23 protein-coding genes and 1 tRNA gene are annotated in these 25,206 nt (G+C 52.8%); 10 read left to right on the forward strand and 14 right to left on the reverse strand.

The window, feature by feature from the left end; translation table 11 throughout:
* Nucleotides 1-125: 125 nt before the first annotated feature.
* Nucleotides 126-1,772, forward strand: a complete 1,647-nt coding sequence (locus OS112_09630; GenBank protein WAC06171.1) for an ATP-dependent DNA ligase — start codon at nt 126-128, stop codon at nt 1,770-1,772.
* Here OS112_09630 and OS112_09635 read toward each other — a convergent pair.
* The 4 genes from OS112_09635 to OS112_09650 all read right to left on the reverse strand — a co-directional run bounded on the left by OS112_09635 (nt 1,766) and on the right by OS112_09650 (nt 5,664).
* Complete coding sequence (locus OS112_09635) at nt 1,766-2,911, reverse strand: hypothetical protein (GenBank protein WAC04707.1); 1,146 nt, start codon at nt 2,909-2,911, stop codon at nt 1,766-1,768. The two genes, OS112_09630 and OS112_09635, sit on opposite strands and share 7 nt — an antisense overlap.
* Nucleotides 2,898-3,947, reverse strand: a complete 1,050-nt coding sequence (locus tag OS112_09640; GenBank protein WAC04708.1) for a DUF2117 domain-containing protein — start codon at nt 3,945-3,947, stop codon at nt 2,898-2,900. Before OS112_09640 ends, OS112_09635 begins: the two co-directional genes overlap by 14 nt.
* Nucleotides 3,948-4,295: 348 nt before the next feature.
* Entirely contained in the window at nt 4,296-5,399 is a 1,104-nt protein-coding gene (locus OS112_09645; protein WAC04709.1) for a glycosyltransferase, read from the reverse strand.
* 191 nt (nt 5,400-5,590) lie between these two features.
* Nucleotides 5,591-5,664, reverse strand: a tRNA-Val gene (locus OS112_09650).
* A gap of 147 nt (nt 5,665-5,811) precedes the next feature.
* On the opposite strand from OS112_09650, the gene OS112_09655 reads away from it, so the two are divergent.
* The gene (locus OS112_09655; protein WAC04710.1) at nt 5,812-6,117 is read left to right on the forward strand and encodes a DUF4389 domain-containing protein; all 306 of its coding nucleotides are present in this window, start codon (nt 5,812-5,814) and stop codon (nt 6,115-6,117) included.
* 505 nt (nt 6,118-6,622) lie between these two features.
* On the opposite strand, the gene OS112_09660 is transcribed toward OS112_09655, so the two are convergent.
* From OS112_09660 to serA, 3 genes are all read right to left on the reverse strand, one after another.
* A complete protein-coding gene (locus OS112_09660; protein ID WAC04711.1) occupies nt 6,623-7,543 on the reverse strand; it encodes an IS5 family transposase in 921 nt (306 codons plus the stop codon).
* A gap of 189 nt (nt 7,544-7,732) precedes the next feature.
* Nucleotides 7,733-8,125: a hypothetical protein gene (locus OS112_09665; GenBank protein ID WAC04712.1), complete on the reverse strand. Its 393-nt coding sequence runs from the start codon at nt 8,123-8,125 to the stop codon at nt 7,733-7,735.
* A gap of 121 nt (nt 8,126-8,246) precedes the next feature.
* Entirely contained in the window at nt 8,247-9,851 is a 1,605-nt protein-coding gene (gene serA, locus OS112_09670) for a phosphoglycerate dehydrogenase (GenBank protein WAC04713.1), read from the reverse strand.
* Between the two features lie 207 nt (nt 9,852-10,058).
* On the opposite strand from serA, the gene ppsA reads away from it, so the two are divergent.
* From ppsA to OS112_09705, 7 genes are read left to right on the forward strand one after another with little or no spacing between them, the layout of a single operon-like run.
* Entirely contained in the window at nt 10,059-12,356 is a 2,298-nt protein-coding gene (gene ppsA / locus OS112_09675; protein ID WAC04714.1) for a phosphoenolpyruvate synthase, read from the forward strand.
* Nucleotides 12,346-13,446: a tyrosine decarboxylase MfnA gene (mfnA, locus tag OS112_09680; protein ID WAC04715.1), complete on the forward strand. Its 1,101-nt coding sequence runs from the start codon at nt 12,346-12,348 to the stop codon at nt 13,444-13,446. The genes ppsA and mfnA overlap by 11 nt, the downstream gene beginning before the upstream one ends.
* Nucleotides 13,439-13,987 carry a hypoxanthine/guanine phosphoribosyltransferase gene (gene hpt, locus OS112_09685; GenBank protein ID WAC04716.1) on the forward strand — a complete coding sequence of 183 codons (549 nt, stop codon included), beginning with the start codon at nt 13,439-13,441 and terminating at the stop codon, nt 13,985-13,987. Before mfnA ends, hpt begins: the two co-directional genes overlap by 8 nt.
* Nucleotides 13,965-14,912: a diphthamide biosynthesis enzyme Dph2 gene (gene dph2 / locus OS112_09690; protein WAC04717.1), complete on the forward strand. Its 948-nt coding sequence runs from the start codon at nt 13,965-13,967 to the stop codon at nt 14,910-14,912. The genes hpt and dph2 overlap by 23 nt, the downstream gene beginning before the upstream one ends.
* Complete coding sequence (locus OS112_09695; GenBank protein ID WAC04718.1) at nt 14,909-15,541, forward strand: METTL5 family protein; 633 nt, start codon at nt 14,909-14,911, stop codon at nt 15,539-15,541. Before dph2 ends, OS112_09695 begins: the two co-directional genes overlap by 4 nt.
* Nucleotides 15,538-16,713, forward strand: coding sequence for an MFS transporter (locus OS112_09700; protein WAC06172.1), 1,176 nt, complete (start codon nt 15,538-15,540; stop codon nt 16,711-16,713). Before OS112_09695 ends, OS112_09700 begins: the two co-directional genes overlap by 4 nt.
* A 50-nt stretch (nt 16,714-16,763) precedes the next feature.
* Nucleotides 16,764-16,943, forward strand: a complete 180-nt coding sequence (locus tag OS112_09705) for a hypothetical protein (protein WAC04719.1) — start codon at nt 16,764-16,766, stop codon at nt 16,941-16,943.
* Nucleotides 16,944-17,096: 153 nt separating this feature from the next.
* On the opposite strand, the gene OS112_09710 is transcribed toward OS112_09705, so the two are convergent.
* The 6 genes from OS112_09710 to OS112_09735 all read right to left on the reverse strand — a co-directional run bounded on the left by OS112_09710 (nt 17,097) and on the right by OS112_09735 (nt 23,334).
* The gene (locus OS112_09710) at nt 17,097-17,840 is read right to left on the reverse strand and encodes a class I SAM-dependent methyltransferase (GenBank protein ID WAC04720.1); all 744 of its coding nucleotides are present in this window, start codon (nt 17,838-17,840) and stop codon (nt 17,097-17,099) included.
* Between the two features lie 65 nt (nt 17,841-17,905).
* Nucleotides 17,906-18,283, reverse strand: coding sequence for a hypothetical protein (locus OS112_09715; protein ID WAC04721.1), 378 nt, complete (start codon nt 18,281-18,283; stop codon nt 17,906-17,908).
* A gap of 129 nt (nt 18,284-18,412) precedes the next feature.
* Nucleotides 18,413-19,477, reverse strand: coding sequence for a magnesium/cobalt transporter CorA (corA, locus tag OS112_09720; GenBank protein WAC04722.1), 1,065 nt, complete (start codon nt 19,475-19,477; stop codon nt 18,413-18,415).
* 122 nt (nt 19,478-19,599) lie between these two features.
* Complete coding sequence (locus OS112_09725; GenBank protein WAC04723.1) at nt 19,600-21,525, reverse strand: hypothetical protein; 1,926 nt, start codon at nt 21,523-21,525, stop codon at nt 19,600-19,602.
* A gap of 110 nt (nt 21,526-21,635) precedes the next feature.
* Nucleotides 21,636-22,910 carry an amino acid permease gene (locus OS112_09730; protein ID WAC04724.1) on the reverse strand — a complete coding sequence of 425 codons (1,275 nt, stop codon included), beginning with the start codon at nt 22,908-22,910 and terminating at the stop codon, nt 21,636-21,638.
* Nucleotides 22,911-22,923: 13 nt separating this feature from the next.
* The gene (locus tag OS112_09735) at nt 22,924-23,334 is read right to left on the reverse strand and encodes a hypothetical protein (GenBank protein ID WAC04725.1); all 411 of its coding nucleotides are present in this window, start codon (nt 23,332-23,334) and stop codon (nt 22,924-22,926) included.
* A gap of 225 nt (nt 23,335-23,559) precedes the next feature.
* Between OS112_09735 and OS112_09740 the strand changes: the two genes are divergently transcribed.
* On the forward strand, nt 23,560-24,150 hold the full coding sequence (locus tag OS112_09740) for a hypothetical protein (protein ID WAC04726.1): 591 nt from the start codon (nt 23,560-23,562) through the stop codon (nt 24,148-24,150).
* 40 nt (nt 24,151-24,190) lie between these two features.
* Here OS112_09740 and OS112_09745 read toward each other — a convergent pair whose 3' ends face one another.
* The gene (locus tag OS112_09745) at nt 24,191-25,114 is read right to left on the reverse strand and encodes a hypothetical protein (GenBank protein WAC04727.1); all 924 of its coding nucleotides are present in this window, start codon (nt 25,112-25,114) and stop codon (nt 24,191-24,193) included.
* Between the last annotated feature and the right edge of the window lie 92 nt (nt 25,115-25,206).

Genomic DNA, 25,206 nt, shown 5'->3' on the forward strand with positions numbered 1-25,206 from the left:
AACCAAAAGGCATTTTTAAAGAGTTCTGGGTTTTCTCCCGTTATTGTCCGTGGTTTATATTACGATCCCTAAAAGTGATATCGGTAATTTAATTTCTTTTGGCGGAGATGAGAAAAACAACGCTCATGCTCTTTATTGAATTTTCACGCTGCTGCGAACGGCTGGAAAAAATTTCAGGCCGGCTTGAGATGATTGATGTGATCAGCCGCGAGCTTCCGGGCCTTTCGCCCGATGAACTCCCGGTATTTGTCAGGTTTGTCATGGGCAGGATCTTTCCTGACTGGAGCCAGAAAAGACTGGGGATCGGCCCCAACCTACTCTATGAGGCGATCGGGTATGTTGCCGGGGTAAAAAAGGAGGAGGTAGTAGAAAAGATCAATCGAAGTGGTGATGTCGGGAAGACTGCCGAAGACCTCCTTGCGGCAAAATCCCAGATGACATTTTTCCATGAGGATCTTGACCTCATACGGGTCTATGACGAACTGACAGCTCTTGCGTCGCAGGAGGGCAAAAAATCCCAGCGGGAGAAACTGCTTTCGGTACGCCGGCTGCTGGCAAACGCACACCCCCTGGAGGGCAGGTATCTGGCCCGGATCATGCTTGAAGAACTCAGGATCGGTGTCGGGGAGGGCAGCGTACGTGAGGCAATTGCAAAGGCATTTGGTGTTGATTCTGTGCTGGTTGAGCATGCGATGCAGGCATTAAACGATCTCGGTGAAGTGGCACGGCTTGCAAAACTCGGGCCTGGTGCACTCAGTGATGTGCGCATCACGCTCTTTCACCCTGTCCGCATGATGCTTGCACAGTCGGGATCGATTGCAGACATGGTCGCAGGGCACGGGGCGGTTGCGGCAGAGTACAAGTATGACGGTTCCCGGTTCCAGTTCCATAAAAAAGGCAACTGGTGCCGGATGTACTCCCGCAGGCTTGAGGACGTGACCGGTGCACTCCCTGATGTAATTCAGCAGCTACTCAGCGCGACCGACCATGACGTCATTCTTGACGGGGAGGTTATTGCAATCAAAGACGGCCGGCCGATGCCATTCCAGTCCGTGCTCCGCAGGTTCCGCAGGCGGCATGACGTGGCAGAAGCGACAGCCGAGATTAAACTGGTCCCCAACGTGTTTGATATCCTCTTTTTAAACGGGGAAACGATGATCGGCCTCCCCTTGTCCGAACGACGGAAGAGCCTTGAGAGCACATTAAAATTTTTTATCGCACCGCAGGTGGTGAGCGATGATCCAATAATCATCGAAAAAACGTACCAGGCAGCACTCGATGCCGGCCATGAAGGAATAATGCTCAAGGTGCTCTCTTCACCCTATTCTCCAGGACAACGGGGCAAAAACTGGATCAAGATCAAGCCTGAAGTCGATACCCTTGACCTCGCTGTAGTCGGCGCTGAGTGGGGGGAGGGGAAGCGAGCGCATGTCTTTGGTTCCTTCCTTGTCGCATGCCAGGACCAGGGACGGCTTGTGCCATTGAGCCGGGTCGCAACAGGGTTCTCAGAAGAGCAGCTGGCCGAGGTGTATGAACTTCTCAAGGATTCCGTGATCTCAAAGTCCGGCAAAGAAGTGACCTTCGAACCGGTCCTTGTTTTTGAGGTGGGTTATTCGGAACTGCAGGTCAGCCCCACGTACACCGGGGGGTTTGCGCTCCGGTTCCCGAGGTTTGTGCGGATCCGGGATGATAAGGATATTTTAGAGGTCGAGACGCTCGACATGATACGGGAACGGTACCAACGGCAGTCGAATTCCCTGAAGGTTCAGTAGAAAGAGAACAGCGTTTTCTGCGTCCGAATTTCAGGAAGGAGAGTGCTGTGACGAACCCAACGGTCAAACCCCAGCAGGGCGGACGCTTCCTGCACAGCAGCATCTAGAGATGAACAGGTGCCCGGGGGGTTTGCCATTGCATGGCGAGCAGCTTCACGGATTACCCATGTGCCCAGCGGCGCCCAGTAATCCGATGAGATACTCCGTATCGCAATCACACGGGCATTGCGGCGTATTTTTACCAGGTATTCGCATACTGCAAGGCGCGCCGAATAATATGCACCGGAGATGGGTGAATATCCGCGTTTCGTCATTCCCTCCCGGTCCTCCACAATGATCTCCTGTTCCCCGCCCCAGAGCGTATGTCGACCCCAAATCTCGATCATCTCGTACTTCCAGTCCCCGGGCACGAGGATGGCCACAATCCTGTTGCCAAAAATTTCCCCGGAAAAAACACGGATCTCTTCAAGCGGGGGAAATGACGCAATCTGTTTCTTTAACCGTATGGAAAGAGTATCGTCCACCGCGGTGATCGCCCACCGCGTCGGGACAAAATGCCGTCGTTTCCCGAGCAGTCCTGCGGTCATCAGCCTGGCGATCTGGTAAACATCAATATCCGACTCCATGAGTGTGACACAGGCATCGGTTGCCCCAAGATCCGAGTCAGAGGTTACCCGGTCAACCGCACGTTCAACCCGGGCACTGCCGGTCACCTCCATGTTTTTTATGGGACCTGACAACCCCACCGGCGCGACGGTCCCATCGAACGCGAGGGAGAATGCGACCGGCTTCTCAAACGAGACATCAACATCGACAGGGTTGCTTGAGATCGCAATCTCCTGCAGGTTGTCGCTGAAATGGTGGATGCCCGAGCTCCCACGTATCGTGCGGGCGCGGATGCCCACGATGTCATCAATGCCAAGTCCCCGGGCGAGCCAATCCGGGGGGTTGTCGGTGTCATCGATGAGCAGCGGTCCGCCCCGTACTTCGGGATACCCGTAACTCCCGATAAAGACTGACGGCGAACTCCCCTGGTAACTGCTCGCCGGTTTGACTGCAAGCTGGGCATAGAACCGGCTGGTGACAGGGCAGCGGGGCAGCCCGCACATCCCTTTGCCCTTGCACTCAGCGCACCGCATTCCGCTTCACCCGTGTATCGACCACTACACGTACCCGGTCTCCAAGCATCTCTAAAACCAGATCCACCCATTCGTCCCACACGACCGGGTGTTTTTCGGCCATCGGTACGAGTTCTGATCCGATATCATCATCCCTTTCGCTCACGGCATGCACTACGACAGACCCGCGAGGAAAGGCCTCGGTCACAATCGTGTCGCGGTCCCCGTCCACAATCCCAAGGACCGGGATACCCCGGTGGGCACAGATGTGCCCGCAGACTGCTGTGGTATCGTCGCCGATTGAAAGTACGCCGCAGCAGTCCGTGCCGATCTTCTGGTAGATCTGGTGACCGCAGTGATCGATCACAACCACCCTGCCGGCCCGTACCGCCCGCGCCCCTTCATGGGGTAGTGCTGTCCGGATAGATCCGCTCTTGCACCATGCGGCGGCAAGATCCACCCTGCCCTGTCGCACAACCTTCCTGATGCCATGAACCTTTGGAGCGAGGCCGATTACCGGTTCAATCCCAAAATTATCCGAATTGCGCAGGATAACCGTACCCAATGTCGCACGCCCGATAATAATGCCATTGATATAAACCGGCTCGCCCGGGATACAGCCGCGGATCACCCGCTCCCCTGGAACCATGCAATACGTACTCGCCGCTTCTTTAAAGGTAAAGCCCGTGAGGTGTGAAAGTGCTGATGCGAGCGCCTTATCCCCGGCATCCCATATATAGACCGTCCGGCTTGAACATTCGACGTGAACGAGCCCCCTGCCCGGGAGCCGGGATGCGATGATGTCCCCGAAGATCTGCCCGGACTCCGCTGTCTTCCCGTGGTTTGCAAGAAAGACTGGATCGGGGAGCCTGTTGATTATAAGACTCGGGGGATCGCCCTGGAATTCGACGGGAAGACCGGACTCCTCAGCAGCAGTCCTTGCCATCACGCCGGCGACAATGGTACGCATTGGGCTGATCGTATCGATAAGCCACCCGACTTCCCCGCAATCAAAGATCTCCGGGCCATGGACGACCATTACCGGCTGAGCTGTCATGGGCTGACCCTGTCCTGTTTTATCTGCAGGGATTCACCCTCAGAGAGGGGATATGGTAATCCGATGCGGGGGGCAGGGGGGTTCATGTGCTCAGGGTCGCCTTCAAGCCAACATCGTACCTGGCACCGCACTCCGGGCAGATAAGAATAATATGGTACATCCCCCCGTCAATCCGACAGGTGTTGACGCATCGTTTCTATCAGTTTTAATAAAAGATATGTGGAACCCCAACTGGTACCCGCATAAAGGGCACGTATGCAACCCATTTCCAGCAGGAAGCTTCCTTATCTCTTTTGGTTCTGGCATACCGGACCACCGTTTGATATATGATTACCTGTCTGATTTGCATTAAGAGCAGCTGTTCCCGACAAGCCGGGTGATTATCACGTAGGCATTCTTCCGTCCGTTGATTGCAGCATGTTCCTTCCGGAAGGGTTTGGGGACGATCTCCATCGTTTCAGAAAGCTTCTGTTCGAGCACGTCTTCGGTCACCCCTCTTCCGTCAACCGAGGTTCCCGCGCCCATATCCACGATCTTTTTTGCATTGTTCTGCTGTTCGGGGTGGTTTGGATCCATGATGATCAGCACCGGCTTTTCAAAAAGGAGCGCTTCGTGCAGGGTTGTGAGCCCGCCGTGCACAATCGCCACCCGCGCCCTTGCCAGATGTTCATACAGGTTGGGCACGTAGCCATGAGAGATGAAATTATCTGAAGATTCCGGGAGAACCTCCCCGGTATAAAACACATCAAACGTCAGGTCCTTTCTATTGTCTGCGATAGATCGCAGCATCTGGTACATGGGCAGCTTGTAGGGTTCGCCCCCAAAACTGGCGAAAACGCATTCATGGCAGTAGGTAAAACCGTCCGGGTTCACATCAAGGAATGGACCGGTAAAGCTGTACCGGTCTTCTTCACCGCACGGGACAACAATGTTGTATTCACTCACCGTGTCCGGATGTGGATAATCAGGGACAATGATGTGGGTGGCGAGCCTGATGTACCGCCGGATCAAAAAATTGAGGGCTTTCCAGACAGGATTTGTCGTGTTGTTCAAGCCGTTGAAATGGTTCTGGTTGGTTATAAAAACAACCGGCACATGACACAACCGCCCGGCAATGACCCCGCCGTACATGGTGTCGCAGATGACGCACTCAATGCCGTACTCCCGTATCAGCTCCCGCACCCGGAATGCGGATCTGATCATGTCAAATACGATCCATTTGGAGCACCAGAGCGTCTTTTTCAACGAGAAAAATCCATCCTCTCCTTCCAAAGAGACTTCCCGGTGCGTGCGGTGAAGGTTGGAGCACCCGTGCTGGTCGATGAAAACATACGCCTTCCCGTACGCGGCAAAATGGACGGAATGTCCCTGCTGCTGGAAATAGTGCCCGAGATGGACACAGCGGGACGCGTGCCCGAGCCCTTCGCCGCATACGACAAAAAGAAATTTCATAAAACATCCACAAAAGATGGAAACATCCTGATCCTAACGGTTCATGGTCTGGAACTGCATCACCGGTGTTGTATGAAATAATTGGGATTCTTCAGGCTATAGTGCTTTACGCTTTTATTGATCGGGTATGAATTGCAGACTGCCTCAACAGATAAGCACAACAACAATAGCACCAGAAAAAGATTAAACGATGGGCTCGAGGAGATTCGAACTCCTGACCTCCGCCATGTCAAGGCGACGTCATAGCCAGCTAGACCACGGGCCCGCACCTTTAAAAGAATGCGCTTTAAAGGTGGGTGAACGCAGTATAAAAGAATTCTGTTCCTCATATGAATATTGTAAACAGGCTGCTGTTCTCCACCAGCAGATTCATGCACCGGGGGATTTACAGTACTCTCCGGAGTTGATGCGTATGTGTAATGACGCAAAAAAGCAGTTATTTGTGTACGAACACGATGCGGGCAGGTTCGAACTGCTCGTGCGGATCCTGTACTGGATCCTGATCGGGATTGTGATGTGGGTGTACGGGATCGTCGCCGGCATCTGCCTGATCATCCAGTGGTTCCACATCCTGATCCTTGGAAGCCGGAATGATGCGCTGTCCAATGTTGCAAAGGGCTATCTTGAATATATGGTGCATGTGATGGGCTACGTGTACATCATGACTGATAAACGCCCGGATATCATGCCGGTCGGTGTCAGGATTTATGAGGAATAATCCAACAGGTATTCAGATTGGATCAGAAAAAGCGAGAGGATTCCCCATAATCTTTGATACGCCTATGAATTCCATTGTTCATTTTTTTCATAAATGGAATATACGAGTTTCTTTGGGGCCACAGGAATTTAAAGAATTATTACTCTCTCATCACCCGAATCGACCCTGCTTTGATGATGATATTATTGTTTTGTTTAATACACGGATTTGTGCGGGATGCCTGTTTGCATATCCAACAGCTTTCCTGACATTATATTTGTTTCACCCATCCGGGATTGGGAGCATTTACCTTGCATTGGCATTCGCAGTATTTTCTCAAATACGAAGGCTGTCAAAAAGTAAAATTTTACAAAATTTATGCAGGATTATTGCTGGCATCGCTCTGGGTTTTGGAATCGGTGGGGGTTATTGGGCCTTTATGAATAGTCAATGGTTGGAGATTTTTTTATTGATATTGGGTACAGCGGGTTACACCCTCTTAAAAGCCTATTCGATTAGGAACAAACTATTGAATTGTAAAAATTTCGGCTCTGGAGAATTCCTCAATACGAATAAGAACTGAAATTGTTAACATCATTCTTGAGAGGTTATAGAGGATCACTTTAATTTTGATCTCCTTGATCTGGAGTCTGTATTTTCGAGCCTTGAGGGCTTCTCCGAACTTTCTTTTCAGGACGGAGAATACCGTTTCGACCTTATTTCTCTGATGATACTTATCTTCATCGAATGACTGAGCGATTCGTCTTCGGTAATACCCGGAGATTCGTTTCCGTTTTCTGTTTCTGACCGGGATAAGGGAACAGGAGTTGAGGGAGTCCCGGATCAATTCATGGATCTCTTCAGAGTCGTATCCTTTGTCCATGACATAGAGGTCGGATTGTCTGGTTCTGTGAGTTTGTTTCAGGAGTTTTTCAGCGTGAGGGATATCATGGACCGGGTGCTGGGAGATCTTCAGACCGGTGATAATCTGACGATCAGTATCAACGGAGATCGAGGTTTTCAGGAACCGTTTTCTGGTCTTACCGGTTCTCCACGAATAATAATGGCTGGCATAGGAGCTGGTGAACCCGGATGAATCGATAGCAGTACAAGGGATCCTCTCGCCCCAGTCGTAGAACATTTTCATGAGCCGGTTAAGTAACCGGGTGAAAGTGAATGATCGGATCCGTTGACAGAACTTCTGGATAGTCGTGAAATGAGGTACTTCATCGAGGTGAATCTTCTCTCTGAGAGAATCCATGATCTCAGTTAGTTCGATCGTGTCCCGGTAATCTTCAGACAGATATTCTTTCAGGAGAAGGAGAATGAGTAACTGGTGTTGGGTATAGGTTTTTCTTGAGAACTTGGAAGAGAAAAGAGGAATTCTTGAATCTTTGATCAATCCGGATGATATTTCAACAAACCTGATATACCGGTTTGCTGACACTATATCGTCTCCTTACAGGTTGATTGCATAACAAGGTAAGGAGACACCGTACCTTAGCTCTTTCGGTCGTCGGTACAACTCTGTTTTAGATCAGGTTTTCTACAGAGCCAAAATTTCCGAGCAGGAAGATGTTAAAGCAATAAATATGAAATTAAATTTTGCCAATAACCATTTTGAAAAAAAGATTAATTATCTTATACCAAGCATAAACTCTGCTGCATCTTTTTTCGCCTGTTCAGTATTCCCAATCGCTATGACCTTAACATCAGTGACTCCGCTAATGGATATCGTCACCTGATGTTGATGAGTGAACCAATAGTAATAAATTGCGGCCCCAATAAGTCCTAAACAACATAAAATCACAAAAATAAACCAATTTACATCACGATCTTGCGATTGAAATGCAATTAAAAAATCTGTTTGGGTTTGGACTGCGTAGCCTTTTGCTGTAAAAAATGGAATTGCGCGTCCAAACAGTTCTTTCTGATCCATAGTTGTTGATTTCTGACCAGCGTTTTCGGATGATTTTGCCGTTAGGTCAGCTCCGCAATTCGAACACACAGTCGTAATACCATCAGTCACAGGCTTCCCGCAGTTAGTACAGAATCTCGCCATCCAGTACCTCCTAAAAAAATTTACATTAATATTACATGAACAATTTTAACGATAAGTGTATCTATAAAAAAAATTGAGAGAAAGTATATCAGATCAGTTTGCCGGAGATCTTTGCAAACGTTGCGGTGAAGATCCCGGGCATGCCGCGTATCTCTTCCATCACGCTCTCGGGGACATCGCTGTCCACGTTCAGGATCATGATCGCCTGCTCGCCGGGGTTGATCCTTCCCACCTGCATACCGGCAATATTGATATTGCATTTCCCGAGGATGGTGGATGCACGCCCGATAACGCCGGGCTTGTCAAGGTGCCGTGAAACGATCACGTAGCCTTCGGGAATCATGTCCATTGTATAACCGCCAACGGCGACAATGCGGCTGCGGCCCTTGAAAAACACCGTACCGCTGACTGTCTCTTCTCCCTTGTCAGTCTTGATCCTGATAGTGATGAGGTTTTTGAATCCGCTGGATTCCTGCGTGACTGTCTCGCTGACCGCAATCCCGCGTTCCCTTGCAATGAAATCCGCGTTCACGATATTGACCGGCTGCTGGAGAACCGGGTCGAGAAGCCCCTTGAGGGCAAGACGGGTGACATACTTCATGCTGCCGGCATACGCAGAGAGTTCTCCGCCGTAGATAAGCTCAACTGATGAGAGCCTGCCGCCCGCGATCTGGGTGACGAACCGTCCCATCTTCTCGGCAAGTTGGGCAAAGGGCTGGAGCACTTCGGCATGCTCGGGAGGGACCATGGGGGCGTTGACCACGTATTTCGCAGACCCGCCTTTTAAGACTTCCACGCACTGCTTTGCGACGGAGACTGCCACATTCAGCTGTGCCTCGACCGTACTTGCCCCGAGGTGCGGGGTCACGATCACCTGGTCGAGGGTCAGGAGCGGGGACTCGTTCGGGGGCTCTTCTTCAAAAACATCGAGGGCGGCCCCTGCCACCTTACCGCTCTTGATTGCATCGTAGAGCGCCTTTTCGTCGATGATGCCACCGCGGGCGCAGTTGATGATCCGCACCCCGTCTTTCATAGTCGCGATACTTTTTGCATTGATGACATGCTTCGTCTCAGCGATCAGAGGGGTATGGACGGTGATGACATCCGCGACCTTGAAAAGATCGGCCAAGGACATCATCTCTACACCGAGTTGGGCTGCCCGCTCCTTGGTTATGAAGGGGTCATAGGCGACGCATTTCATATCCATTGCATTTGCCCGCTTTGCCACTTCCCTGCCGATTCGCCCGAACCCGACGATACCCAACGTCTTCTCATTGAGTTCCACGCCCATGAACTTTGATCGCTTCCACTCCTTTTTTTTCAGGCTTGCATTTGCCTGAGGAATATTACGGGCGAGCGCCTGCATCATCGCCATCGTATGCTCGGTGGCGGCGAGCGTATTGCCTTCGGGAGCGTTTGCCACGATAATCCCGCGCCGGGTCGCCGCATCCACATCGACATTGTCCACCCCGACCCCGGCACGCCCGATAAACCGGAGCCGTTTGCCCGCATCGATCACCTTTGCGGTCACTTCGGTGCCGCTGCGCACAAGCAGGGCGTCGTAATCCCCGAGGATCTTACAAAGTTCATCCTCTTTTAAATCGGTTCTGACATCGACATCGCAGGCCGCACGGAGGATCTCGAGCCCTTCTTCTGCCAGCGGATCGCTGACAAGCACTCTGAAATTTGCCATAAAACCCATACAGTATCTGCACCATACCTAATCAGATTTGTTCTTTTTTTAAAACAGGAAAAAACACACCAACAGGTTGGAAAGGAAACATGCTCCCGCATATAAGTTGTTTGATCCCAAAATATTTTGTTCGCTGGAATATCCGCCTGTAAAACCGGCATGATAATTATTAAACAGACATGAGGTGAGATCATAAGTGGTGCGAGCATGAACACTGTCCCCAATATCCTGTGGCTTGAGGAGATCAGGAAGGAAGATATCATATCGGTAGGAGGAAAAGGAGCATCGCTGGGCGAGATGGCGTCCATCGGGCTTCCTGTCCCCAGGGCGTTTGTCGTAACCGCCCAGGCGTTCCGCCGTTTCCTTGTCGAGACCGGTCTTGAACCGAAGATCTACAAGTCAATCGAACGCCTCGATGTAGAGAACAACGCGGCGCTGGAGAAAGCGGCTGATACCGCAAAAGGGCTGGTGCTGAAAGCAAAGATGCCTGCTGCTCTCCGCGATGAGATTAAAAAAGCGTACCGGAAGATGTCCGCAAATGACCTTGTTGTCGCAGTCCGGTCAAGCGCAACAGCCGAAGACCTTCCTGATGCAAGTTTTGCCGGGCAGCAGGAGACCTATCTCAATATCAAAGGGGAAGCAGCACTCCTTACCGCAGTGCAGAAGTGCTGGGCGTCCCTGTACGGTGCACGGGCGATCTACTACCGGGCCAAACAGGGGTTTGATGACCATACGGTCAATATAGCCGTGGTCGTCCAGCAGCTGGTAAATGCAGATAAAGCCGGTGTCATGTTCACGTCCCATCCCATCACAGGGGACCCGTCTACCATAATCGAAGGGTCATGGGGATTGGGGGAGTCAGTTGTCTCCGGGACCGTTTCCCCGGACAAATATGTCTTTGACCAGCGGACGGAGAAGATCGAGGACCGGTTCATTGCCAACAAGAAAGTTGAGATCATTGCCGACGGGGAACACGGGACAAAAGTCGTCGAAGTTGCAGCAGGCCGCCAGGATGCGCAGGTCCTTTCTGATGCAGAGGTCGCAAAACTCGGGATGTACGGGAAGATCGCCGAGAACCATTACGGAATCCCGCAGGATGTTGAATGGGGTATCGTGGGCGAAACCATATACATCCTCCAGTCCCGCCCGATCACAACCATCGGTGCTAAAAAAGGCGGGCAGGGTGCACCTGCGGCAAAGCCCGGTGCAAAGGAGAGCCATAAAATCCTCGTGCAGGGACAGGGTGCGTCTCCCGGGATTGCTGTCGGCAGGGTGGCACTCATCAGGGATGTCAAGGACACCGGTGGCGTCAAAGAAGGGGACATACTTGTCACCCGCATGACAAACCCGGACATGGTGCCGGCGATGAAGAAGGTCGCTGCCATTGTGACTGACGAGGGCGGGATGACCTGCCATGCTGCAATCGTGAGCAGGGAACTGGGTACTCCGGCAGTCGTGGGGACGAAGAATGCCACGTCGTTGCTGCAGCCCGGGCAACAGGTCACGGTTGACGGCGAGCGTGGGCTCATCTATGAAGGGGCAATCGAGCAGCCGGTACAGAAACAGCAGGTGGTGCAACAGGTTGGGACAGGTACAGCACCAATCATCACGGCGACAAGCGTGAAGGTGAACGTTTCAATCCCGGAAGCGGCGGCACGCGCAGCCGCAACAGGTGCAGATGGCGTCGGGCTGCTTCGGATCGAACACCTGATACTCGGACTTAACAAGACACCGGGCTGGTACATCACCAACCGCCGCGAGGAGGAGTTTGTCCGGGAACTTCATGACGGCATCAAGATCGTGCTCGATGCATTCCCGGGCAAATCCGTCTGGGTGCGGACCCTTGATGCACCGACAGACGAGTTCCGGAACATGATGGGGGGGGAGAACGAGCCGCACGAGCACAACCCGATGCTCGGGTGGCGCGGGATCCGTCGCGACCTCCAGAGCCCTGACCAGTTCCGGCTTCAGGTCGAAGCATTCAAACAACTCTGGAAAGAGGGGTATGAGAACCTCGGCGTGATGTTCCCCATGGTCTCACACCCCGACCAGTTCGTGCAGGCAAAGGAGATGATGCGCGGGTGGGACGTGGACGTGGAGAACGTGACGCTCGGGATTATGATCGAGATCCCGTCAAGCGCGATCCTGATTGAGGACTTCTTGGAATGCGGGATCAAATTTGCGTCGTTTGGGACAAACGACCTGATCCAGTACACCCTTGCCATCGACCGGAACAACGAAAATGTTGCCAACATGTACCAGCCAAAGCACCCGGCGGTGCTCCATCTGATCCACAACGCGATCCAGACCTGCCGCGAGTATGGTGTTGAGTGCTCTATCTGCGGTCAGGCAGGTTCTGACCCCAAGATGGTGGAGTGGCTTGTCGAACATGGTATTGCGAGTGTCTCGGCAAACATCGATGCAATTGCAAAGATCCGCGAGACAGTCGCCCGAACGGAAAAACGCATCATCCTGGAAGCAGCGAGAACCGGTAATGCTGAATAAGGGACTGCCGGAAGCCGGACTCTTCTCATTTTTTGCCCAAAAAAAAGGGGAGGATCTTGACCACGACTTTATCTTAAGCTCCATGTGCACTCCCCCGCATCCGGTTGCGGTAAAAGCACACTGCATGTTCATAGAGACCAACCTTGGTGACCCGGGGCTCTTTTTGGGGACTGTATCACTGGAGAAACTGCTCATAGAACGCCTGGGAACCCTGTTCCACAACCCGGAGGCAGGCGGGTACTCGACTTCAGGGGGAACGGAGTCCAACATCCAGGCACTCCGCCTTGCAAAGGAACTGAGAAAAGAGACCAGGTCCCCAAACGTTGTGGTCCCGGAATCCGCACATTTTTCGTTTAAAAAAGCCTGCGACATCCTCAGTCTCGAAATGCGCACCGTCCCGCTGGACCGCACCATGAAGATGGACGCTGCACAGGCAGCAGAAATCATCGACAGGAACACTATATGCCTCGTCGGGGTTGCAGGCACGACCGAGTACGGCCTCATCGACCCCATTGCAAACCTTGCCGCTATCGCATCCGAGCAGGATATTTTCTTCCATGTCGATGCAGCATTCGGCGGCATGGTGATCCCGTTCCTTGACCATGCAATCCCATTTGATTTCTCACTGCCCGGCGTCACCAGTATTGCTGTCGATCCCCACAAGATGGGGATGGGTACGATCCCATGCGGGTGTCTCCTGACACGGCAGCCGGATATGCTCAATATTTTAAACATCGACACGCCTTACCTCTCGGTCAAACAGGAGTTTACACTTGCAGGGACACGCCCGGGCGCTCCGGTTGCGGGGGCGCTCGCGGTGCTGGATTATCTTGGCGTTGAAGGGATGCGGGCAGTCGTCGCGGGGTGCATGAAAAATACGTCGCGGCTTATCGATGGCATGGAGACGTACGGGATCCAGCGGGCGGTGACTCCTGAATTGAATGTCGCGACGTTCGTCTGCAAGGATGTACCAGACCGGTGGATGGTGTCATGGACCCGCCGGGGGCACCTGCGGATTGTCTGCATGCCCCATGTCCACCGCGACCGGATCGAGGCGTTCCTTAACGATATTGGTGAGTTGTATGCTTGACAGACTGGTAAAATCCCTTGAGACCTGCCCCATGGTAAAGAGGGGTGAATATAACTACTTCATCCACCCGATAACAGACGGCGTCCCGGTTGTTGAGCCAGCGCTTCTGCGCGAGGTCTGCACCGGGATGCTCAGGGTGCTTGACCTGAACGGTGTGGACAAGATTGTTGTGGTGGAAGCGATGGGCATCCATATCGGCTCAGTGCTCTCGACCATGACCGACATCCCGATGACGATCATGCGCAAGCGGGAGTACAAACTGCCGGGAGAGATCGCTGTCCACCAGGCGACCGGCTACTCCAAGGGAGAACTCTATCTCAACGGGATCTCAAAAGGTGACCGGGTGGTTATTGTTGATGATGTCGTGAGTACCGGGGGGACGATGCGGGCGCTCCTGCAGGCGCTTTCAATTGCCGGTGCTGAAGTAACCGATGTCTGTTTTGCTATCCAGCGGGGGAACCCGTCAATAGGACGGCCGTACAAGTCGCTTGTAAAAATCGAGGTCGCCGAAAAGGTGCATGTTGTTGAGCGTTACCTCTGACCTGATCGCAGCATTAAAAGAACGGGGGGTGCATAAGATCGCTCTCCAGTTTCCGGAAGGTCTGAAGCGGAAGTCAGCAGCGGTTGCTGCTGAAATAGCAGATGCGGGGTTTGAGGTGATCGTGAGCGGCGATCCCTGCTATGGCGCCTGCGACCTTGCTCTCGATACACTCTCCTATGCTGACGTGCTGGTCCATTTCGGACATTCTCCGGTCGACTCCCGTGACAATGTGATATTCGAATTGTGTCAGACGGATTTTGATGTCGCGATTCTTGAGAATGCTCTCCCGCTGCTGGAAGGAAAAAACGTGGGGCTGGTCACCACCGTCCAGCACGTCCACCTCATCCCTGCAATAGAGGCATTTCTCCAGTCAAAAGGGATTGATGTGCGGGTTGCGGAGGGATCCCGCCGGACCCCTCACCGGGGACAGGTGCTCGGGTGCAGCTTTGCTTTGGCAAAGGAAACATGTGCAGGTGAAATACTCTTCGTCGGCACAGGAGTCTTCCACCCGATCGGGATTTCCATTTCCACCAGCGCACGGGTGGTTGCGCTCGACCCGCTTACCGGAACTGCACAAATAGTCGACGGGGAGCCTCTCATTCGCCGGCGTTTTGCAGTAATGGAGCGGGCACGGGGTGCAAAGAACTTCGGCATCATCGTTTCCACCAAGAGCGGGCAGCAGCGCCTCGCCCTTGCAGAGCGGCTCGTAGCACTCTCCAATAACGCTGCCATCATCATGATGAGGGAGGTCATCCCGGACGAACTGTTAAACCTTGGTTTTGCCGCGTATGTTAATACTGCCTGCCCCCGGCTCGTATATGACGACCAGGCGCGTTTCCCCGTTCCTGTCCTCTCCCCGCAGGAGTTTGAGATCCTGTGCGGTGCCCGGGCATGGGATGACTATGCGATTGATGAGATTGCATGAAACTCAAGAAACTCGAGATGGCACTCCAGCGCCTCGCCGGCTTTCCCCGCCCCCGTGCGGCGCTCGAACAGTACCAGACCCCGGCGCCACTTGCTGCCCGGCTCCTCTACCACGCCCTCATGAAAGGGGATATCGAAAAGAAATCGGTGTGCGATCTCGGGACCGGCACCGGGGTCCTTGCGATCGGGGCTGCCCTCCTCGGTGCTGAAAATGTCAGGGGCATCGATATCGATCACAGTGCAACCGTGGTGGCAAAAGAGAATGCCACCCTGATGGGAGTCGATGTGGAATTCCTTGTCGTGGACGTGCGGGATGCCTCACTTGCAGGCAGAATCGGTAACTGTGACACGGTTATCATGAACCCCCCGTTCGGAGCGCAGGAGGCACACGCTGACCGCCCGTTCATCGACCTCGCCCTGTTGACTGCACCGGTAACCTACGGCATCTTTAATGCAGGATCCACCCAATTCATTAGGACATATACAGAGGGAAGAGCGGAGATCGCCGAGCGGGTCGGCGGGGTTTTTCCGATAAAACGCACGTTTTCCTTCCACACAAAAGAGATACAGGAGATCGAGGTCGAGATCCTACGGTTGATATCCAGACAACAGGTAACCCACCGGGCATAAAAAAGACCATCACCGGACTTGCGGCTGCCCATCTTGTGACCGATATCTACATGCCGGTGCTTCCTGCAATCCTCCCGCTCCTTATTGCCACCAATGGCTACTCCTACCTTGCAGCCGGATTGCTCGTCACTGCCTATAATGTTACTTCTTCCTGTACGCAGCCGGTGCTTGGCTGGCTCTCGGATACAAAAGGGCTGACCGTGCACGTAAGCATCAGCCTCCTTATATCCGCCATCTTTGTCTCGCTCATGGGCCTTGCGCATGATTACTCCATCATCATGCTCTTTGCCGTTCTCGCCGCGCTGGGCCACGCCTGTTTTCATCCTGCTGCCCTGAGCTTTGTCAGCCGGATCTGCACCAGCGAGAACCGGGGGAGGATCACTTCGTACTTTGTGGTCGGGGGAAATCTGGGTTACGCAATCGGGCCTGTACTTGCCGGTGTGCTTGTCTGGTGGTTGGGACTGCCCGGGCTGCTGCTCCTGATCTTCCCCGCGATCCTTATGGCGTTAGCCCTCAGGTACATCCTGCCCGGAGGCATTGCCGGGGCATCTGCAACACATACTTATGGTAATCGGCAGGACGACGTGCAATCAAAAAAGCCATTCATGATCCTGATGGTTGCCTCAATCCTCCGTGCATGGGCGATCTTTGCCGCAATCACATTCCTCCCCACGTATCTTGTCACTCTAGGGTATGACCTTGTTGCAGCAAGCACGATCGTGACCCTAATGCTCCTTTCGGGAGTCGCGGGGCAGGTCGTGGGAGGATATATCTCGGACCGGTATGGGAGAAAGGAGTTCATGGTTGTCGGGCTCGCGTGCTCGATCCCGGCGTTCTATCTCTTCTTTGTAAGCACGGGAGTTCTCGCGATCATTGCAATCCTCATTTTTGGGTTCGCACTCTGGTCCACCTTCGCCGTTGCCGTGGCGATGGGCCACGAACTTATGCCGGGCAACGTAGGCCTTGCATCAGGGATAATGCTCGGGCTCGCAATCGGTTTTGGTGGGCTGGGGGTTGCGGTCAACGGGGTGATCGCTGACCACTATTCGCTTGCTGCTGCGCTCGGCACCATCCCAATTCCCATTGCCGGGGCAGTGATCCTAATGGCACTGGTACCGTACCCGTGGAAATCGTTAAAACGGTATTTTTGCGGGAAAACGCGTCACAATTGAACAATACGCTTATTACTGCGCAACCGGAAGAAAATGATCGGGGTTTTATTATGGATAGGACAGGAATTGGAGCGGCCATCCTCGGCCTTTTACTTTGTGTCCTCGGGATTTATGCAATCTGGGTGTTCCTCCCCGACACAATCGCGGTTGTTAAAGGTCTTATCGGCATCGCCGGCGTTCTTATCGGACTGGTGCTTGTCGTCTTCGGCATCCTGATCATCAAAGAATAGCCTATAGTTAAAAACCCTACTTTTAATACAAGTTGGGTTTTCTCAAATAGTGTTAACACAGCCAATTTCTAAATAGATCAATCTCCGCCTCCTTTGAGGCTACGATTAATCATAATTGTTGTGTTCAACACTAAAAAAAGGAAAAATTTTGTTTTAGACCTTGACAACAAGGCATTGGGAGCCCGCAGTTTCGATCACCGGCTCCACCTTGTCTGAAAAAAATTCATCGAAAGCTTTCTGGACGCCCGGCGCAGTAATATAATCGTGGGAGATGATGATGCCCCCCGGGCTCATCCGCGAATAGAAGAACTCAAGACACTTTTTCGTGCTTTCATATGTATCGACATCGAGGTTCACAAGGGAAAACGCCGTATCTTTTATCGGCCCGGAGGTATCAGGGAATATCCCCTTATAGAAAAAGACGTTTTTCTCAGAGTCAAGGTAGTCCTTCACCCCTTCATACGAGGCGGAGAATTTGCCCTCGTAGAACGGCCATACAAGGTCAACTTCATCCACCTTGGGCAACCCTTCGAACGTGTCAAAGAGGTGCAGCGCCCGGTCCCCTTTTGCAGAACAGATGATCTTTGCAGAACCGCCGCGGTACACCCCGACTTCTGCGATGTCGCCGGGCACTTTCTCTGTCCTTTTGACCGTCATGTAGATATAATACGCTTCGATATCTTCGAGCAGGAGTTCAGTCTCTGACCGGATTTTGTTAAGCGCTCGCGAGAAATCTTTGCGGTCAGCGCAACCGTAATGGGAGATCCTTCCCCGTGTCGCGATATCATACCCGATGAACGGTTCAAAGATCAGGAGCTTCCTGAGCTTCAACAGGTATTTGCTGGGAGCAAGGGTATCGCACATGCAGATAAGATTTTTTTTCGGGAAGAAGCTCATGTTCTCAAACTTTTGACATCAGGGAATTTATAATGTTACCCAATTCTTTCATCCCAAAAGGCTGATCACAGGGGGATGACTTTTTTCAATAACCTCCGGTTTGTAGCAAAGTATCCGATCACGATTGCACCGGCAAGGAGGATGAGTGCTGGTACTATCGAAAAAAGGATGATGATCCCGGAGCAGTACGCGATCAGTACCGATACAAGTCCCATGATCCTGCCCTTCAGATATGCGGTAACAAGGGAGATGACGAGAAGGATTGTTGGCAGGATAATGAACAGGGAGGAGATTTCCGGGTCAGGGTAGATTGATCCCACCGCATTTCCTATCCCGCTGATAATTAACTGCTGCGGGTCGATTCCTATTGCCGTGAAGATGCCGGAGAGAAAACCCAGGCCAATCACGGACTCCCGGATAAAAACATTACTCTTTTTGGCCATGATTGTCGGTTACTAAAATATAAAAAACCGGGTTAAAATAAAGTGACGGATCATTTGAAAGAAAATCTTTGCGGAGTGTTTTTTTAATATAATTACGTGTGCAAATAATCGTTTTCTGCCTCGAGCTGCTCATACCCACCCTCGCTTATGGAAATAAAAGAGCATGATTGCAATGACGGAGAGCATTACCGCCCAGACCGAATAATACCCGTACTCCCACCCAAGTTCCGGCATATATTCAAAGTTCATTCCGTAGATACCGACTATAAACGTTAGCGGGATAAAGATGGTGGCAATGAGGGTGAGCACTTTCATCACCTCGTTTAAACGCATGCTCATCCCGGAGAGGTAGATATCGATCATGCCCGAGACCATATCCCGGAAGGTCTCGATCGTATCGATCACCTGGATAGTGTGGTCGTATACGTCCCGCAGATAGATACGCGTCGGGTCCTGGATCAGGGCGCTGTCTGACCTCTCAAGGCCGGAGATCACTTCGCGGAGAGGCCAGACGGACTTGCGGAGGTAGATCATATCTTTTTTGAGCGTATGGATCTGCATGAGCATCTCGTTTGAGGTATTGGTCACGAGCGCTTCCTCCAGAAATTCCACCTGCTCCCCAAGCGATTCCATGACAGTAAAGTAATTGTCAACGATCACGTCAATAAGCGCGTATGCGAGATAGTCCGTGCCGAATTTTCGGATCCGCCCGTCCTTCCGGATCCGGTCCCGCACCGGGTCAAATACATCGCCTACATCCTCCTGGAACGAGATGATGAAATTTTTTCCGATGATAAGACTTACATGCTCGATCTTCACTTTATGGACAGCGTCAAGATACTGGAGCATCTTTAAGTTCACGTAGATATAGGTGCCAAGATCTTCCATCTTGGGCCGCTGTTCGGTATTGATGATGCTCTCAAGGATAAGAGGGTGGATGTCAAAACTCTTGCCGATGCGCTCTACAAGAGCCGTATCAGAGAGCCCGTCCACATTGATCCATGTAACCGTGTCGGTACTCTTGAAAGCAAGACATTCGTCGATGGACGCGACCGTTTTTTCCTGATATTTGGTCTGGTCGTAATCGATGATGGTGATAACCGATGGCTCCCCATTCAGGGTACCTGCCGGCGGCACGAGAGTGCCGGGGGAACGGCTAGCTTTACGGTGTTTTTTCGCTTTGTTGCGGGACACGAGATTCACCCGGGCTGGCGGACGGAGAATGGGATCATCGATGGAAATCCAAACAGGTACGACTGATTGGTACTTATGTGGTTTTGCGGCAGCAAAAAAGGTTATAGGTGGACAGGCCGGGCCTATTTCATGCCAAAGAGCGATTTGAAGAAGTTTCCGATCGATGTGATTACATTAGCTGCCTTTGCCGGCTGGGAAGGGGCTGCACCGGTGCCACCGCACCCGCAGCTCACTTTTTTTACTCCGGTGGTTGGATCCTGGTCTGTAAACATCTGGCATCCACCATTCTGCGGGCAGTAACCTGAGCATTGGCTTCCGGTTGTGTCAAGCTGGCAGACTGCCTTGCACTCGCAGGCAGAGCAGATGTTCTTGCCGGACGCATCGGTTGTCGTCCCCGTCATGAAGCAGGTCTGCCCTGCTGCACAGTCTCCAGAGCAGTCACTTGTCGCTGCGGAACACCCGCACGGCTGGCCGGACGGTATTGCCGGGGTTATCACAAACGGCGTTACGCCGGTCAGGGGTGGAACCTCTCCTTTTGCCTTGCAGTGGCACTCGGCATATGCGGTCTTACCGGTTACCGGATCACGGTACATCGTGTTCAGCTGGCAGGTCTCATCAGCGGCATTGCAGGAGCCGGCACAGCTGTCCTTTGCATAATCAAAATAACATGTAGTCACTTCGCACCCGCACATAGGGGCGGGAGCTGCAACATTTGTCTGGGAAAGACCTACCTGTATGCACTGCCCGCCGGATGAGCAGGTGCCGGTGCACGCGTTCTTGTCCTTGTCATAGGTGCAGGAGGTTGTTGCGGGAGGAATGCAGTCGCAGACTGCCGCCGTCACTTTCCCGCTGTCATCCTTCCTGCTGTAGACAATGGTGCAGTCATATCCCGGTTGCCCGCAGGTGCCGGTGCAGGCATTCTTCTGGTAATCATAGTAACATTTGGTGTTGGGAACTTTCTCAAAGCAGTACAGGGGGTTCTTGTTATTGTCATAACCGCAGATTGTTGTCACGCCTTTGCATACCGGGAACCCGTATTTTATCCCTTCATCCTTCGAAAGGCAGGTGCAACCCTCGGGACATGCCGGCGATGACGTCACGGTCGGAGTGGCTGCCGGTCGTTTGAAGCAGTACTTTTCTACAGGGGAAGCCGCGGTTGTCACCGGCTGGTAGTAGCCGCAGATCTCGGAACTGCACCGGTCCGGTAAAAAGCCGAACTTGAGCTTTGCATCATCGGGCGTGATGCAGTCGCAGCCATCCGTACAGACTGACGGGGTCGTTTTTGCGCGGAAGCAGTAATCAGGTGCCGCTGCCGCAGTAGCCGTGTTTGCAGAGCCGGCACTGCATGGAGTTTCCGAGCACCTCTCATAACTGCCGAACGCTTCCTTTGCCTTTGCCTCCGGCATGCAGGAGCAACCGGACGGACAGGCTGCCGGGGAGGCGGTTACTGCTTTGCGATAACAGTAGCTATTAATCACGGCTGACCCGGTGACCACCTGGGAGCAGGCAGTGTCCGAACACCGCACGTACATGTTGGGTTGCTGCATGGCCAAAGACTCCGGCATGCACTCGCACCCGGATGGACAGACCGGGGTTGGAACCAGCGTAAGAGTTCGGACCGTTAAGGTCACGGCCGGCGCCGGTTTCACGCAGTACTTCGGGATCACGGCAGCGGTCGTTGCTGAACTGATGGCGCACGAGATCTCCGAACATCGCGCGTAGCTGCCATACTTTGCCTTGGCATCTGTATCACTCAGGCACTCACAGCCTGACGGGCAGGCAGTTGCCGGGGGCTTGTAGCAGTAAAGCGGTTGTTTTGCCGAATCGTATCCACATGGGTTGGTGGTATCTGAACACCGTACATACTGCATGTTTGCCGCCTGTCCCGGCGGCATGCAGCTGCATCCCTGCGGGCAGGATGCTGATGGCTGTAACTGCAGTCCTGCCGTGAGCGTTTCTGCCGCCATAACCGGAAGCATGAGGATAACGAGCAACATAAGAGCTGCCGGTATCCGGATATACCTTGATGACGGGAAATGACGTGCCATTGAAGAAGACCTCATAAGTATCACCGGGCCTGAAGAAGGATCAGGTTGCCTGATTCGTTCGTTGCCGTACACAATAATAAAGGTTATTCCTCATCCACCGGCTCCGCTATTTACGCCTTTTTTTTTAGAATCGTAAATGCTATGCCCGCCACAGCAAGGATGAGCCCGGCCATAAGGACCTGCACGCTGAGCTGGGCGAGTAAAAAAAATGAGAAAACCATGCCGGCAACCGGGATGATGGGGATGGTTCCGATTGTTCCGGGGATCCTGAACGGCCGGCTGGCATCAGGTGCATGGATACGGAGCACGATGACTGCCGCATTGATTATGACAAAGGTGACAAAGAGCGTGAAGTTTGTCAGGTTGGCAACAAATGCAATATCTCCGGAAAAGAGGAAGATCAGGGAGAGAAGGGATGATGCAAGGATTGCAATATGCGGGGTCCTGCGTTCCCTGAGCACTCTGGCAAATAACGCAGGAACATACGATGATCCTCCCATACCATGCAGGATCCGGGAAGAAGCATACACCGACATCAGCGCCGTGTTGGCTGTTGCAAAGAGCGCTATTAACGAGATGACAATAACCGCATTCCCGCCAAGGGAAACTGCCACGATCTCGGTAAACGGTGCCTTTGATGCGGCTATCTGCTGCCATGGGACAACAGAAACGGCACACAAGGCAACCAGAATATAAAGAACCGTGCTGATGGCAAGTGCGAACAGGAGCGCCTGCGGAACAGTCCGTTCGGGATTCCGGGTTTCGTCAGAGAATTTAACCATTGCCTCAAACCCCTGGTACGCAAAGAAGATAAGGGCGGAAGCTGCAAAAAGGCCAAACAATCCGGCCGGCATCTCAAGGTAATCAACACTGCCCAGCCGGGGGATGCCAATCGCTATGATTATGCAAAGTCCAAATGCTTCGATCAATGTCGCCCCGATCGCAACATACGCGGTCTCTTTCACCCCGTACAGCAGGATTGCGGTCAGGAGGAGGATAAGCCCGGCCGCTGCAGGAAGCAGGGAGGATCCAGTCAGGCTGGAGAAATAGCCGGCAAACCCGAGCGCGACCGTTGCAGCGGAAAGCGCCCCTGACAGGATGATCAGCCAGCTGACCGCAAACGCAAGACGGTTCCCGAATGCGGATGAGACATACTCGTACTCCGCCCCGGAGCGGGGAAACATGGAGGAGAGCTCGGCATACGACAACCCGGTGAATGCGGCAAGCAGGGCGGCGAGCGCAAACGCCAGCCAGACCGCGTTGCCCGAGAGTCCCGCCGCCTGCCCGATCAGGGCATATACCCCGGCCCCGAGAATGATCCCGACACCGGATAGGGTGACGGCAACGAGCCCGAGTTCCCGGCGAAGGGCTTCCTTTTTTGCCATAGAAAAATTAGGATCAGAAGTAATAGAGCAGGACCGTCTGTTCCGTTCCGTCTTTAAAGACACCGATGATGTTGATCGTATTGGGATTTACAATCCCGACATAGGGGAACAGGTACTCCTTCCCGATCTCCGGGGAATAGATCGGCGTTTTTACGATCTTCCCGTCACGGTTGTCAATCTGGACTTTTAACATAGAAAGCTCTGCAGCATCCCTCCCGCCATCATACCGCATTACTACATCGTGTTCTGCCTTCCAGACAGTGAAATTGATCTGTTTTGGTCCTGCCTCAACCGCCGTGGCTGCGGGAGCTGTAGAATCTGCGGCAGGCGCAGGTGTTGGGGGTGCAGGTGGGGACTGCGTACAACCGCAGGAAAGAAGAAGAACTGTTGTTAACAGAACAATGAAAAAGGTTAACCATCGCATACGATGAAAAAGGGGGGCAGGTCAGATAAATATTTTGGATACTTGAGCATCGCATCCCTTTGTATCTGACACCAAATTGAACAGATGCCGGCATACGCAGGATCAATCAGATCAAACCCGTAATATTTAAACGATCCAATGAGAGAATATCACACAGATCGTAACGATCTGCCCCTTATGATCCGGGCATCTGCTGCGGAACTACGGGTATCAGGAGGTATGTTCATGAGTGTTTCAAAGAGGAGTCTAGGATTGATCGTTCTGCTGGTGGCCGCTGTGGCATTGGCCGGCTGCTCGGGAACATCGACACCACCAGCCACGACGGGTGGACCGGCTGCCGGCGGAGCGCCGGCAGGCGGGGCTTCCCCCGGTGGCAGTGCTGCCACAGGGCCGGTATCCGGAGCCTCGTTATTCGGCGACCTTTCCTACAACTGGGTCGAGTACAAGATGGTAAGCGGTTCCGGTGCCGAGAAGATGACGATTTACTTCAAGTATGACAAGAACGGGAAATGCAGTATGCGGTTCGAAGGCGGCGCAGCGATGGCTGGAATGCCAACGGAGATGGACTGCAGTTCAACGGGCACAACAGGAAAATCCGCAGACAATCCTAACACGGTCAGTCCCGATGTCAAGTTCGTCAAAGTCAGCACTGAATCCGTAACTGTTCCGGCAGGAACATTTATTGCCGATAAATATACTGCCTCATATCAGGGCATGACGTCAACATACTGGATTGCCTCCGGCAAGCCTCTGCTCAAGATGGAAGGCGGTACTGGCCAGGGAACGAGCGTTATGGAACTGAACGGCTGGGGATAATCACAAAATAATTTTCTTTTTAAAAAAATTGATGCACCTGTCACTTCTTCCGGTACACGATATAATACTTGTATATCTGCGGGGATGTCTGCGCTTCTTTTGTGTAGGGATTCGTCACGGTCCGCTGGGAGAAGAACCATGAGAAGTCTTTGGTATCATAGGCGCCAGCCTGTTGGCCGGTTGACGGGTTCCTCCACGATAGGATCTGTGCCACCTTGTCACCCTGCGCTACAGCATAGTGCGGGGCATTGCGGGGATCCGGCGCCGCATCAAACCCGAAGACGATGATATCACCACTCTTTAAATCAACCGATGGAGCCGATCCCGGTTCAACCCTGCCGGAAGCAACAACGGTATATTCATTCTGGTTGGTCAGGTGTGAACCGACATCCGACTTCTGCGACCCGCTTGTTGAAGTCGAGGGTTTGCCATAGATCTGGGCATATGCGATGTCCTGACAGAAGACAAAGTTATCCTTGTTCTGCTGGTACATCGTGTTGAGGGACTTTGCAGTTCCTGTTCCCGTCTTCTCATAACAGGTCTCCTTGCTTATCATACCAGAAAACATGTAACTGACCGAATCGGTCCCGATCTCATCACAGATCGATGAATCTCCGGTCTTTACTGCGACGCGCTGGAGACATTCGATCCGGGAATACTCACCTGAACCGGGATGATTTTCCATCTGAGCGCAGATCGATTTGTCACCGTTCTTCTCGGCAATCAGCATGATGCATTTGGTGCGGGGAGGGGCGCTTTCAATTTTGTTGCAGAGCTCGGTATCCCCTTTTCGTATCGCCGCATCCTGGTAGCAGTGATCGGGATCGATATCAGCCACTTTTGCTGCTGTCCCACCACAGGCCGCCTCTTCGCCCATGCCAAGTATCCATTCAAGTTCTATGCAACCGGCAGATACGACTACAGCAATCAGCAGAAAAGCAATTGCAGGAGCGGGGTATTTCATACCCTGAATTCAATCAGTCAGAAGATATAGATTCCTGTAAAAAATCCGGAATTGGGAGTTTGCCCGGCTTTCATAAGCCTCTGCACCATTCA

This window comes from Methanoregula sp. (assembly GCA_026625165.1).
In the GTDB taxonomy this organism is placed as follows: Archaea; Halobacteriota; Methanomicrobia; order Methanomicrobiales; family Methanospirillaceae; genus MVRE01.

Coding starts and splice junctions, on each gene's coding strand:
- OS112_09630 (WAC06171.1), top strand. CDS start 126: ATGCTCTTTATTGAATTTTCACGCTGCTGCGAACGGCTGGAAAAAATT.
- OS112_09635 (WAC04707.1), bottom strand. CDS start 2,911: ATGCGGTGCGCTGAGTGCAAGGGCAAAGGGATGTGCGGGCTGCCCCGC.
- OS112_09640 (WAC04708.1), bottom strand. CDS start 3,947: ATGACAGCTCAGCCGGTAATGGTCGTCCATGGCCCGGAGATCTTTGAT.
- OS112_09645 (WAC04709.1), bottom strand. CDS start 5,399: ATGAAATTTCTTTTTGTCGTATGCGGCGAAGGGCTCGGGCACGCGTCC.
- OS112_09655 (WAC04710.1), top strand. CDS start 5,812: ATGTGTAATGACGCAAAAAAGCAGTTATTTGTGTACGAACACGATGCG.
- serA (WAC04713.1), bottom strand. CDS start 9,851: ATGGCAAATTTCAGAGTGCTTGTCAGCGATCCGCTGGCAGAAGAAGGG.
- ppsA (WAC04714.1), top strand. CDS start 10,059: ATGAACACTGTCCCCAATATCCTGTGGCTTGAGGAGATCAGGAAGGAA.
- mfnA (WAC04715.1), top strand. CDS start 12,346: ATGCTGAATAAGGGACTGCCGGAAGCCGGACTCTTCTCATTTTTTGCC.
- hpt (WAC04716.1), top strand. CDS start 13,439: ATGCTTGACAGACTGGTAAAATCCCTTGAGACCTGCCCCATGGTAAAG.
- dph2 (WAC04717.1), top strand. CDS start 13,965: ATGTTGTTGAGCGTTACCTCTGACCTGATCGCAGCATTAAAAGAACGG.
- OS112_09695 (WAC04718.1), top strand. CDS start 14,909: ATGAAACTCAAGAAACTCGAGATGGCACTCCAGCGCCTCGCCGGCTTT.
- OS112_09705 (WAC04719.1), top strand. CDS start 16,764: ATGGATAGGACAGGAATTGGAGCGGCCATCCTCGGCCTTTTACTTTGT.
- OS112_09710 (WAC04720.1), bottom strand. CDS start 17,840: ATGAGCTTCTTCCCGAAAAAAAATCTTATCTGCATGTGCGATACCCTT.
- OS112_09715 (WAC04721.1), bottom strand. CDS start 18,283: ATGGCCAAAAAGAGTAATGTTTTTATCCGGGAGTCCGTGATTGGCCTG.
- OS112_09725 (WAC04723.1), bottom strand. CDS start 21,525: ATGGCACGTCATTTCCCGTCATCAAGGTATATCCGGATACCGGCAGCT.
- OS112_09730 (WAC04724.1), bottom strand. CDS start 22,910: ATGGCAAAAAAGGAAGCCCTTCGCCGGGAACTCGGGCTCGTTGCCGTC.
- OS112_09735 (WAC04725.1), bottom strand. CDS start 23,334: ATGCGATGGTTAACCTTTTTCATTGTTCTGTTAACAACAGTTCTTCTT.
- OS112_09740 (WAC04726.1), top strand. CDS start 23,560: ATGAGTGTTTCAAAGAGGAGTCTAGGATTGATCGTTCTGCTGGTGGCC.
- OS112_09745 (WAC04727.1), bottom strand. CDS start 25,114: ATGAAATACCCCGCTCCTGCAATTGCTTTTCTGCTGATTGCTGTAGTC.